This is a genomic window from Turicibacter sp. H121 (assembly GCF_001543345.1).
In the GTDB taxonomy this organism is placed as follows: domain Bacteria; phylum Bacillota_I; class Bacilli_A; order MOL361; family Turicibacteraceae; genus Turicibacter; species Turicibacter bilis.
Window position 1 is genome coordinate 1,200,638 of the sequence record NZ_CP013476.1, and the last position, 12,024, is coordinate 1,212,661.

Here is a 12,024-nt window from a genome sequence, read left to right on the forward strand (position 1 = left end):
TCTCTACTGAAAGGAAGTTTACCAAATGGAAATTAAAACGAAACATAAGAAGTTCAAAAGCTTTACAGACTTATATAGCTTTATGGTTGATGGGCATTTAGAAGAAATCAGTGTCACTATGAAATACCCAGATGGAACTAAAAGTAATGGAATTATGCCAATTGATATGGTTTTATCATTCAAATGTATTGAAGATATCAAGTCATTAGATAAAGAATTAAAAGAGTTAGCGACTAAGCATAATGAAGATATTAATAAGGTTAGAGAAATTGCTGAAACTTATAATGAAATGAATCATTTTGATGATGAAGAAGGCGAGCTTCAATCTCAACTAGAAAATATCGAATCAAGCAATGAATTAAAACAAATCATTCAACAATTAGTGAATGAACGTCTACAAGCTTAATCACTTATTTTAAATAATGTTCTAAAACAGCTTCTAATTAGAAGCTGTTTTTTTAATTTCTATTATAAACAGATAAGTATTCTACCTCTCAAGTAGAAAATAAAAAAGACTGATATGTTTTACCTATCAAGGCAGCGGGATAGTGGGGCATTCTATGGGAGGAGCCATTGCGACGTACTATGTTTTAAAATATAATGCTCATAGTGTTTCAAAACTTGTTCTTTTAGGCGCTGCTATTCTAGCTTGGATTAAAACTACCGAGTAGAATTATGACTATACGAAGAATTCATTGCTCAACACTTGAACAACCGACCTAAATTTATTCAATTAGTTCGTAATCTTTTCTTCTATCAATACACAACCTGTGAAACAGTTGTCTGATTCACTAATTTATGTCTGAGAGCAGCGGGATGGTCTACTGCTAAATCTTTAATGGCTTTACGCGATGAACAATTATTTAATGACCTATCCAATATCAAAATTCAAAACTCATCTCGCTCACTGAAAGTGGACACGCTGCATTTTTTGAAGAAAAAGATAAAGTTTCTAAAGCCATTGTCAAATTTGCAACCTCATAAAAAAAGGGACATCCCTTCTTTTTTAATCTTTAGTATTCTTTATCAGCAGATAGTTGACCGATAGGACTAATCCTCCTATAATACTGATATATTGAAAAATAAGGAATTTATCAGGGGGAAATTTTATGACTACAAATGTCATCGAAATTAGACAATTAACGAAAGATTATGGTAATAATCGCGGAATTTTTGATGTCTCATTATCAGTTAAGAAAGGCGAAGTGTTTGGATTTTTAGGCCCTAATGGAGCAGGTAAATCTACAACGATTCGACATTTAATGGGGTTTATTCAAGCCGATCAAGGAAGTTGCCAAATCAATGGACTTGATTGTTTAAGAGATCATGCCCGTATTCAACAAGCACTTGGCTATCTTCCAGGTGAAATAGCCTTCATGGATGATATGACAGGCCTTGAATTTATTAAATTTATGGCAAAAATGAAAGGAATGACTGATTTAACCAAAGCGTATGAATTAATGGAGCGCTTCGAGCTCAATCCACAGGGGAAAATAAAAAAATGTCTAAAGGAATGAAGCAAAAAATCGGGATTATTTGTGCCTTTATGCATGACCCTGAACTGTTAATTTTAGATGAGCCAAGCAGCGGGTTAGATCCACTGATGCAAAATCGTTTTATTGAATTAGTGTTAGAAGAAAAGCAACGTGGAAAAACGATTTTTATGTCCTCTCATATTTTTGAAGAAATTGAACGCACCTGTGACCGAACAGCGATGATTAAAGATGGACGTCTCATTTCAATTGAAGAACTTCAAACGTTAAAGGCTTCTAAACATAAAACTTATCAAATCACATTTGCCACACAAGAACTAGTGGAACAATTTATGGATGAGGGCTTTGAATGTAAACAAGTAGAATCAAACGTCATCAAAGTTGTACCCCGAAATAATCTAAACTATTTATTAGCTACCTTAAGTCGCTATGATATTATCGATTTAGATATAACCAAACCAACACTTGAAGAATTATTCTTACATTTTTACGGAGGGGATGAGTCATGAATTTAGCGTTATTTAAGCGTGAAATCAAATCAAACTATAAAGTGTTTATTATTATTTTTGCTGTCCTTTTAATGTATACCAGTGTAGTTACTAGTTTATTTGACCCTAATCTTGGGTCGATTCTAGAACAATTTTCTCAAACAATGCCTGAACTGATGAGTGCTTTTGGGATGACGAGTCCCGGTTCAACGCTTATTGAATTTTTATCATCTTATTTATACGGCTTTATTTATCTCGTCTTCCCACTCATTTTTGAAATCATTGTTGCGAATAAGTTGGTTGCCCGCTACGTCGATCGCGGATCAATGGCCTACTTATTATCCACACCCGTGAGTCGAAAAACCATTATTATGACACAAATTTCGGTTCTGTGGATAACTTTAGCTGCTTTAATTTGCTTGATGACGCTTGCTCAAATCATTGTTTCTCACTTGATGTTCCCAGGTGATTTAGATGTTTCTCGTCTGATTTACATGAATATTGGATTATATTGTCTTCATTTAGCGATAAGTGGTATCTGTTTCTTTGGTTCTTGTATTAGTAATGAAATGAAAAACTCTTATCTAATCGGGGCTGGAATCCCAATTCTTTTTATTCTCATTCAAATACTCTCAAACATTAGTGATAAACTCGACTCACTTAAATATGTCACTTTATTAACCTTATTCCCAGCCCAAGAGATTGCTAGCCATGAAACGAATGGTCTTTTCCAAGCTGGGATTCTACTGCTAATCGCTACTCTCCTTTATTCACTTGGTGCCTATCTCTTTACTAAGCGCGATTTACCTCTTTAAAATTTAAAAGGTCTCACCAATCGGTGAGACCTTTTTTCATCAATCATTTTCATCCTCTCGTTGACGTTCAATAAATCCATACATTCCATCATTTAATTCAATGGTTAGCTGACCATCATTCGAAACAAAATAATATCCATAAGGCTTACAATCTTCTGAGTATTTAATCGTTCCTAAGACATTCGTTGTATCTTGTTGACTAATGGTAAAAACATCTCCATCATTTAAGGTCGTTAAAACTTCTCCTAAATCAGCATAACAATTAAATTTCTTCGTTTTTTCATCAAAAATAATTTGCACATACATATTATGTGTTGCCATCGTATCAACCCTTCCTAATATTACAATTACTCTTAGTTTGGATAGATTCTTCTTTTTAATGTGTCATTTTTCTTTCAAATATCGACTTTTTTAATCATATGGGATTGATTTTAACACCTGATCCTAAGTTTCTGATTCCATGTGACACAAATTTAAAGCAAGAATTCAACTAATCAAAGCCTTTAGCTTGCTTATAGCATACTAGAGTGCTTATAATAAGCTCAAAAGCAATAGGGGGGATATCACATGAATCAGTTTAATTTTTATAATCCAACAAAAATTATTTTTGGCCGTGATCGATTTAATGAGTTAGATCAGTTAGTGCCACAGGATGCTAAAATCCTTGTCTTATATGGAGGTGGAAGTGTTAAAAAATTTGGAACACTTGATCGTGTTTTAGCAGCTTTACCTAATCGTGAGATTTTAGAATTCGGTGGAATTGAAGCTAACCCTCGTTACGAAACATTAATGAAGGCTGTGGATGTGGTACGTGCAGAAAAGATTGATTTCTTATTAGCAGTCGGTGGTGGATCAGTCATCGATGGAACAAAATTCATCGCCTTAGCAAGTTACTATGAGGGAGATGGACTTGATTTATTACGTGATCGAAGCATCACAGCTAACTTAAAACAAGCTTTACCATTAGCGGCAGTCTTAACATTAGCTGCAACAGGTTCTGAGATGAATCGCGGAGGCGTTGTTAGTTCACCGATTGGAAAATTAGGATTTGGAAATGATTTAGTCTTCCCTAAATTCTCATTAGTAGACCCAAGCTTAACATTTACTTTACCAGAAACACAAGTCGCAAATGGAGTCGTCGATACATTTGTTCATGTGATGGAACAATACATGACATATCCAGCGGAAGGACGTTTCCAAGATCGTACGTCTGAAGGAATTTTACAAACTTTAATTGAAATCGGACGTGCTACAATCGATAACCCAACAGATTATGATTTACGCGCTAATCTTGTTTGGTGTGCAACAATGGGATTAAACGGTTTAATTGGAGCTGGCGTTCCTCAGGACTGGGCAACTCATCGAATTGGTCATGAATTAACAGCCCTTTTCGGAATCGATCATGCCAAAACATTAGCAATCATTATGCCATCTTTATGGAATATCATGCGTGAGACAAAACGAGAAAAACTTTTACAATATGGTGAACGTGTCCTAAATATTACGACTGGTAGCGAAGAGAACCGTATTGACCAAATCATTGAAACAACTCGTCAATTCTTCGAAAGCTTAGGAATCAAAACAAGATTGAGTGACTATGGAATTGGCGCGGATCAAATCGACTCAATTCTCGCAGCACTTGAATCCCACCATATGACGGCATTAGGAGAAAGAGGAGAAATCACACTAGAAATTAGTCGCAAAATCTTAGAAGGGGCTCTTTAATGATTAAAATAGTATAAAAAATCAAAACTATCAAATACTATAAGATGAGTCCAGATGGGACTCTCCTCAAATTAGCTTCACTATAAAGAAAAAAGGTTCTATAATATTTGGTGTGGGTGATTCCCACACTTCTTTTATTTGGAATAAAAAATAAGTATAAAAAAAGAGACATCACGTCCCAAATTCTATACCATGTAATTGACCAAAAAAAACACGAAAGGATTGGGTTTATGTCTCACAATAATTGTATCTTAACTTTACTCGATTTAAAAGATAAAAATATTACTTTTTCAGAAAATTGGATGAAAGATGTTCAGATTAACGGGATCCGCTCTAAGGTGATTTCTGGTATCCTCTCTTTTCAACCGACCCATTGTTACAACTGTGGTCATCTCTTTGACTCACAAATCATTAAACACGGCTTCAAAACCTCTCGTATTAAGATGATGAAACTCTCTGGCTTTGATACCTATCTCGATTTAAAAAAGCAACGCTATAAATGCCGTCATTGTGATCGTACCTTTACGCTTAAAACCTCTCTTGTGGAATCTAATTGTTACCTTTCTAATCCCCTTAAACAAGCCATTTTCCTAGAGGCTAGCCATAAAAAATCCGAGTCAGATATTGCCCGTGAACTCAACGTATCCCATTCAACGGTCAATCGGATCATTCATACATCGTACGAGGAACAATCCCTTCATTTTAACTCTCTTCCAAAGGTGCTTTGTTTTGATGAGTTTAAGTCGGTCAAATCAGCGGAAGGGGCTATGTCATTCATTTTTTGTGATGCTTCTAATGGGAAGTTAATTGATATCGTTGAAGACCGTCGTCTAAGCACTTTAAAACCTTATTTCATGCGATTTTCTAAGGAGGCCCGTGAAGGTGTAACTCACGTTGTTATTGATATGTATGCTCCGTATATGACACTCATTAAAGAGGTGTTTCCCAACGCTAAAATTGTTTTAGATAAGTTCCACGTCGTTCAACTTTTATCTCGTGCCCTCAATAAAACTCGTATTCGCTTCATGAACCAAAACAAAGAATTCTACAATAAATTCAAACATTATTGGCGCCTTTTATTAAAAGCCCAAGAGGATATCCATTCTACCCACTACTTCTATTCTAACTGTTTCAAAAAGCAGATTTCTCAACAAGAAATCATCGACTTTTTACTCGCTTTAGATCCGGAATTAAAAGCCACTTATGACTTCTATCAAACCATCAAACAGGCCATCAAACTTCGCAACTTTGATGCTTTTCATCATGCCATTCAAAACCCCTCTGACTTACTTTCACCTGAAATGAAAACAGCTTTAAAAACATTAACTAACTACCAAGATTATATCAAAAATACGATTGAAACATCTTATACCAATGGAGTGCTTGAAGGGATTAATAACAAGATTAAAGTGATTAAACGCATGGCCTTTGGATACCGTAGTTTCTATCATTTCAAAGCTAGAATTTTGATTATCCATAAGTACACCTTTGAACAAAAAAATAAAAGGAATCAAACTGCTCAATGAGCAGCTTAATCCCTCACGATTACAGGTATAATATTTCTTCACCCACACCAGTTGACAAAGAGCCAGAAAAAATCCCTATGACCTTCGGGCATAGGGATTTTTTCTGGTTTAAGTACGTTAATCTTATTAAAGTAACAATATATTCGGCTAATAATACTTTCCTATACTTATAATCTATATTCCAAGATCCTCTTTTAATAGCTGTTTCGTTTGTGAAATTGTGGTTCTACTATTTACAATAGAATAGCTATTTGTAACAATTCCTGATTTTAAGAATATAGGATTATTCCTACTCCAATCGTAATTCATCAATTTAATTAATTGATCCTCACGTAAGTTAGAATCTTGATATAGATCAAAAATACAATTTGCTAAATAAGACATAATAGATAATCCAATTCCTGTAGTAATAATAGAACTTGAGCGATTCATCATTACTAACGATTTATTTTCTAAGCATTGTTTAATAAAATAATTTCGTTGCAAATACGTAAAAAATAAATCTGCTTTTACTTTAACATTATGCTTATTAATTTCATCGGATAAATATTTATTAGCTTTAGCTTCAGCGCTTTTTCCTACTTGAGAGTCAAAACCACATAACTCAATCAATGCATTTTTAAGATTATTTAATGTATATAAATCATAACTATTTTTAGAAACACTCGTATTTAATAAATCAGTGATTGTCTCTAGATATTTAAATTGATTTAATGTAACTGACACTAAATGTGGTAATGGATCTCTTGTATTAAATAAAGTATTAATAGACGGAGTTGTTTGCTTAACATTTTTATTTACATCAACAAAATCTTGTCTAATTTTAAGAATATCATCCTCACAAACAATATTTAATAATAAATTACTTCCTTGTGTTATTTCTGGATTTTCTTCTGCTAACTCACGAATTGCAACACTTCGATGGTTTCCATCTAAACATTCAAATTGATAGTCAAGAGGTAATTGTATAACGCCTCCCATTGAGCCTACCACTTTTAAAGTCTCATATAATTCTTCAATTGAATTAATCTCATTTCCTGTTCCACCAAATAAAATAGGTTCAAATGGTAAACGTTCCAATGATACTAGGGTTACAGGGGGGATTGTATATCTTTTCTCTTCCTCCATATATTTTTTAATATCATCCTTATGCGCTTTATCTAAAAAACGATTCTTAATTTCTGATTTAATTATTTCTTGTCCTTTTTTCTTAATAGTAGAGGTCTTGATTAATCCTCCTCTTAATTGGCTAAAAGGAATAGTCATGGCATACCATATTCTCCCTCCACTATAATAAGCAATCGCAGGTACCATAATTGATGGAGTAGCAAACCCAACTTGTCTGCTTTCCATTACATGTACCTTAATTTCATTTTGTAACATTTATATCACTCTTTCTATTATTCTTAACATTCTATATATTAAAATAAAAAGATTATCACGTCAATATTAAGACGTAAATAAATAGATATATAATTTAATACGCGCTATTCAATACGTAATGATTTGGAGAAATAATATAAATTTAGCTTCACTATAAATAAAAAATGAGAATAAAACAATAAATTGGAATGTCTTTTTAAATGACGTAAATCGTTTAAATACAATAGGTAATAAGCATCCTAATGGAATAAACATCAAAATATTCCCAATGACTTGAGATATCATTTTTAGTGGTCCCATCTCCCATGTTTCAAAGAGCCAACTAAAAGGAACCAAATTCAAATGATGAATCGGTGGATTAAAAGTAAGACCACCTGCAATCACATCAAGTAAAATCGTCGCCACTAAAATAACAAAAATAACACCCCCGAGCAACACCCAACTTAATTGTTTTAAAATAGGAATCTTCTTTTTTCTCAAAATAAAATAAACAGGTAAATAAAAAATTCCTGCCATGATCATTAACAATGAGCCTGTGACTAAATAATCAAAAATCTCCATTATCCTATCCTCCTTCTTACACTTTACTGCTAGTTTAGCAATAAGTTTTTAAGGAAAACGTAAGAACTTATGAAGATTTTCTTAAAATTTCAATTTGATCTTCGTAAAAAGTTATCCACAATTTATTTTTTTAAATGGATTACCTCAAAATTATTGTTTTTAACAAAAAAATCATAGGCATAAAGCCTATGATTTAAATAATGAAATTAAGCAGCCATGAACCAGAAATACGCAAGAACGATAATTCCTAATACAATGCGATACCAACCGAATACTTTAAAGTCATGTTTCTTAATGTATCCCATTAAGAACTTAATCGCTAAGATTGAAACGAAGAATGCCACTAACGTTCCTGTTCCTAATATGATAGCTTCTGCCGATGTAAAAACAAATCCAAACTTTAATATTTTTAATAAACTTGCTCCCAACATCACGGGAATCGCTAAGAAGAACGTGAACTCTGAAGCCACATAACGTGAGGCACCAATTAAAATAGCTCCAATAATTGTCGCTCCTGAACGAGATGTTCCCGGAATTAACGCTAATAACTGAAATACTCCAACCATTAAAGCAAACTTATACGTAATTTGCGATAAATCATTAATCACTGAACGGCGCCCTTTATTATAATTTTCAATAATAATAAATAGAACCCCATAAATAATTAACATTAACGCAACTGTTTGATAATTATAAAAATGCTCGTCTAACCAATCATCAAATAATAAACCAATAACAGCAGCTGGTAAACAAGCGACAACAATCTTGAACCATAAATTCATCGTATCGTTTTTAACTTTAAATCCACCTTTAAACTCAAATGGGAATAACTTATCCCAAAATAAACAAACAACCGCCATAATCGCTCCAAGCTGAATGACAACGAAGAACATTTCCATAAACTCAGGCGTCATATTTAATTTAATAAACTCATCGACTAAAATCATATGTCCTGTACTACTTACAGGTAGCCACTCCGTAATCCCCTCAACAATTCCTAAGAAGATTACCTTTAAAATCTCAATAAAATCCACAACTAACCCTCCTAAATTCTAATCTTTAATCAATCCCCAATAAGCATTGATTTCTATAACCTCTTTATGATACTACGGATTACTTGTTAAGAAAATACTAAAATTGCATAAAATTTCATCGTAATATCCGTTATAATCATTAAAAAAGGGGGGAATAACGAATGAAAAAATTAAAAATATTTCTTATCACACTCATTAGTTTCATGATACTAAGTATTTTCTTGTATTCACAAAATAAATGGATTAGTCTAGAGCAAATCACCGTACAATCGACACGACTTCCAAAAAATTTTGATGGATTTAAAATCATGCATCTATCTGATTTACATGGACAATACTTTGGAAAAAATCAGAATGATTTACTTAAAAAAATTAATACCTTTAAACCAGATTTAATCGCTATTACGGGGGACCTTTTCGATTCATCTTATGATGATGAAGCAAGTTTTAGCTTAATCGAACAGCTAAGTGATTATCCCGTTTATTTTGTGACGGGAAATCATGAAGCATGGGGAAACCATTTTGAAGCATTAGAAAATCTTCTGACTCAAGTAGGGGTCCACGTCTTACAGAATAAACAAGAAACATTAGAAATTAATGGACAGTCGATTGAATTAATCGGAATTGATGATCCTGATTTTGGTTCATCTGTGGATAACAATTTACGTGTTGCATTACAAGAGAGTGAGTCAGATAAATTTAAACTTTTATTGTCCCATCGTCCTGAAGCATTTGAAATTTACGTTAAATCAAACATTGATCTTGTCTTATCTGGACATGCTCATGGTGGACAATTTAGACTTCCTTTCATCGGAGGACTAGTTGCCCCAAATCAAGGACTCTTCCCTGAGTTTTCAGAGGGAACTCATACAAAAAATCAAACAACGATGATTATTAGCCGAGGCCTTGGAAACAGCATTATTCCCCAACAGCTCTTTAATCGTCCACATTTAATTGAAATCACATTAAAAGCGGGTGCATAAATGCACCCGCTTTTTTGGCTCGGTAAGGTAGTGATGTGCTATATGGATGTCCTACAAAATAGATGGAACGATTTAAATATTATAACTGTTGATCTTCCACAGCGTCTAACCACGCTTTAATATCTGTGATGATAGAGCTAACGCATCCATCTTCAAATGGAGATTTTAAATTGGCATACTCAACTAATCCTAAGAATGATTTTGTTCCTCCAACTTCACATAAACGTACGTAGTCATTCCATGCTTCCTCGCGATTATCATGCATACGTTTCCAGAACTGTAACGCACAGATTTGCGCTAATGTGTAATCAATGTAGTAGAATGGACTACCAAAAATGTGCGATTGTTGGAACCACCAACCACCGCGCTCTAAGAAGTCACATCCTTCATAGTTTTTGTGTGGTAAGTATTGTTTTTCAAGTTCACGCCAAGCCGATTTACGTTGGGCTGGCGTTGCATCTGGGTTATAGTAAACAAAATGTTGGAACGCATCGACAACAATTCCATAAGGAATAAATTTAATCGCTGATCCTAAATGAGTAAATTTATATTTTTCAGTATCTTCTTTAAAGAATAAGTTCATCCAAGGCCAAGTGAAAAACTCCATACTCATTGAGTGAATTTCACAGCTTTCATAAGTTGGGAAGTTTAATTCAGGTGTCTCAATCCAACGTGACGAGTAAACTTGGAAAGCATGTCCCGCTTCATGCGTTAGAACGTCAATATCTCCTGCTGTTCCATTAAAGTTTGAGAAAATAAATGGCGCTTTATATTCTGGGATATAAGTACAATATCCACCACCTGCTTTCCCTGGTTTATTCACTAAATCTAATAACTCACTGTCCACCATAAAATCAAAGAATTCTTTTGTTTGTGGCGACAATTCATGATACATTTTCACACCATTTTCTAAAATCCATTCTGGTTCTCCTTTAGGTGTGGCATTTCCTGTTTTAAATTCGAATTTTTCATCGAAATAACGGAGGGTTCCATATCCTAAACGTGCCTCTTGGCGATTATATAATGAGGTTGCCACTGGCACAATATAATCTAAAACTTGCTTACGGAAGTTTTCAACCATTTCAGGATTATAATCACTACGTGTCATACGAACATATCCTAGTTCAACGAAATTATTGAATCCTAATTTTTTTGCGATACGTGTACGAACTTTAACTAATTGATCATAAATCTCATCAATTTCTGCTTCATGCTCCTCGAAGAAGGCATATTTAGCTTTTGAAGCAGCTTCACGAACATTACGATCTTCACTTAATAAATATTTCCCCATTCCAGGTAGGGTACGTTCTTCACCATCAAATGGAATTTTAGCTGACGCTAATAATTTCGTATATTGGCTCGATAATTTATTTTCCTCTTGTAAATCTGCAATAATTTCAGGAGAAAAAGCTTTTAAACGATAATCTAAAATGGTAAAGAATTGTTTACTTAACTTTTCTTCTAATTCATTTCGATAAGGTGATGAAACGACGGCATCATAAAATAATGAATTAATTTCTTCATAAAGCGGTCCATATTCATCCCAATAATTTTGCTCCGCATCATAAAATTCATCACGTGTATCAATGCTGTGACGAATTGATGCTAATGTAGCCATCGTCTCAATATGATTGCGTGTCTCATTAATTTCAGTCACGATGTTGAGTTGTTCTGAGGCACTTGATGCCACCTTAAATTGATCAATTAATGACGTCATGGTCGCTTTATATTGATCAAAGTTTGGTCGTTCGTATTTAAACTCAGAAAATTTCATTTATCTCACTCCTAACATAGATTCCATTTACCTTATAATTTGCACTATCTAAAATAACTCATTCTAATTTGTTTCCCCACATCTTAGATAATTAAGGTATTACCGCTATTATACTATATCCTCTTAAGTTTTGTATGTTTTTACCAAATGTTTTTTTAATTGGACACTTTGCATTGACTATTTCCATCATTTGTTCTAAAATCTTAACCATTAGGTGTCTTGTCACCTGTAAACTTAAGGGG

At 33.7% G+C, this 12,024-nt stretch carries 13 protein-coding genes; 8 read left to right on the forward strand and 5 right to left on the reverse strand.

Features of this window, described 5'->3' with window-relative positions:
• Positions 1-25: 25 nt before the first annotated feature.
• From AT726_RS05845 to AT726_RS05855, 5 genes are all read left to right on the forward strand, one after another.
• Entirely contained in the window at positions 26-406 is a 381-nt protein-coding gene (locus AT726_RS05845) for a hypothetical protein (RefSeq protein ID WP_055244589.1), read from the forward strand.
• Positions 407-560: 154 nt separating this feature from the next.
• Entirely contained in the window at positions 561-671 is a 111-nt protein-coding gene (locus AT726_RS13580; RefSeq protein WP_082411258.1) for a hypothetical protein, read from the forward strand.
• A 438-nt stretch (positions 672-1,109) separates the two neighbouring features.
• Complete coding sequence (locus tag AT726_RS13585; RefSeq protein ID WP_443079959.1) at positions 1,110-1,517, forward strand: ATP-binding cassette domain-containing protein; 408 nt, start codon at positions 1,110-1,112, stop codon at positions 1,515-1,517.
• On the forward strand, positions 1,502-2,002 hold the full coding sequence (locus AT726_RS13590; RefSeq protein WP_443079960.1) for an AAA family ATPase: 501 nt from the start codon (positions 1,502-1,504) through the stop codon (positions 2,000-2,002). The genes AT726_RS13585 and AT726_RS13590 overlap by 16 nt, the downstream gene beginning before the upstream one ends.
• The gene (locus tag AT726_RS05855) at positions 1,999-2,796 is read left to right on the forward strand and encodes an ABC transporter permease (protein ID WP_068759220.1); all 798 of its coding nucleotides are present in this window, start codon (positions 1,999-2,001) and stop codon (positions 2,794-2,796) included. Before AT726_RS13590 ends, AT726_RS05855 begins: the two co-directional genes overlap by 4 nt.
• Before the next feature lie 39 nt (positions 2,797-2,835).
• Here AT726_RS05855 and AT726_RS05860 read toward each other — a convergent pair whose 3' ends face one another.
• The gene (locus AT726_RS05860) at positions 2,836-3,117 is read right to left on the reverse strand and encodes a hypothetical protein (RefSeq protein ID WP_055277623.1); all 282 of its coding nucleotides are present in this window, start codon (positions 3,115-3,117) and stop codon (positions 2,836-2,838) included.
• Positions 3,118-3,363: 246 nt separating this feature from the next.
• Between AT726_RS05860 and AT726_RS05865 the strand changes: the two genes are divergently transcribed.
• Positions 3,364-4,521 (forward strand): iron-containing alcohol dehydrogenase, encoded by a 1,158-nt coding sequence (locus tag AT726_RS05865; RefSeq protein ID WP_068759221.1) that lies wholly within the window; start codon positions 3,364-3,366, stop codon positions 4,519-4,521.
• A gap of 230 nt (positions 4,522-4,751) precedes the next feature.
• On the forward strand, positions 4,752-6,047 hold the full coding sequence (locus tag AT726_RS05870) for an ISL3 family transposase (RefSeq protein ID WP_068758944.1): 1,296 nt from the start codon (positions 4,752-4,754) through the stop codon (positions 6,045-6,047).
• A gap of 174 nt (positions 6,048-6,221) precedes the next feature.
• Here the strand turns inward: AT726_RS05870 and AT726_RS05875 are convergent, their stop codons facing one another.
• The 3 genes from AT726_RS05875 to AT726_RS05885 form a co-directional block, all read right to left on the reverse strand.
• On the reverse strand, positions 6,222-7,430 hold the full coding sequence (locus AT726_RS05875; RefSeq protein WP_082704886.1) for a DNA sulfur modification protein DndB: 1,209 nt from the start codon (positions 7,428-7,430) through the stop codon (positions 6,222-6,224).
• 108 nt (positions 7,431-7,538) lie between these two features.
• A complete protein-coding gene (locus AT726_RS05880; protein WP_068759222.1) occupies positions 7,539-7,991 on the reverse strand; it encodes a VanZ family protein in 453 nt (150 codons plus the stop codon).
• Between the two features lie 206 nt (positions 7,992-8,197).
• Positions 8,198-9,025, reverse strand: a complete 828-nt coding sequence (locus AT726_RS05885; protein ID WP_068759223.1) for an undecaprenyl-diphosphate phosphatase — start codon at positions 9,023-9,025, stop codon at positions 8,198-8,200.
• Positions 9,026-9,186: 161 nt separating this feature from the next.
• Here AT726_RS05885 and AT726_RS05890 point away from each other — a divergent pair, with 161 nt between their 5' ends.
• Entirely contained in the window at positions 9,187-10,008 is an 822-nt protein-coding gene (locus AT726_RS05890) for a metallophosphoesterase (RefSeq protein WP_068759224.1), read from the forward strand.
• Positions 10,009-10,087: 79 nt separating this feature from the next.
• Here the strand turns inward: AT726_RS05890 and AT726_RS05895 are convergent, their stop codons facing one another.
• The gene (locus tag AT726_RS05895) at positions 10,088-11,782 is read right to left on the reverse strand and encodes a M3 family oligoendopeptidase (RefSeq protein ID WP_068759225.1); all 1,695 of its coding nucleotides are present in this window, start codon (positions 11,780-11,782) and stop codon (positions 10,088-10,090) included.
• Between the last annotated feature and the right edge of the window lie 242 nt (positions 11,783-12,024).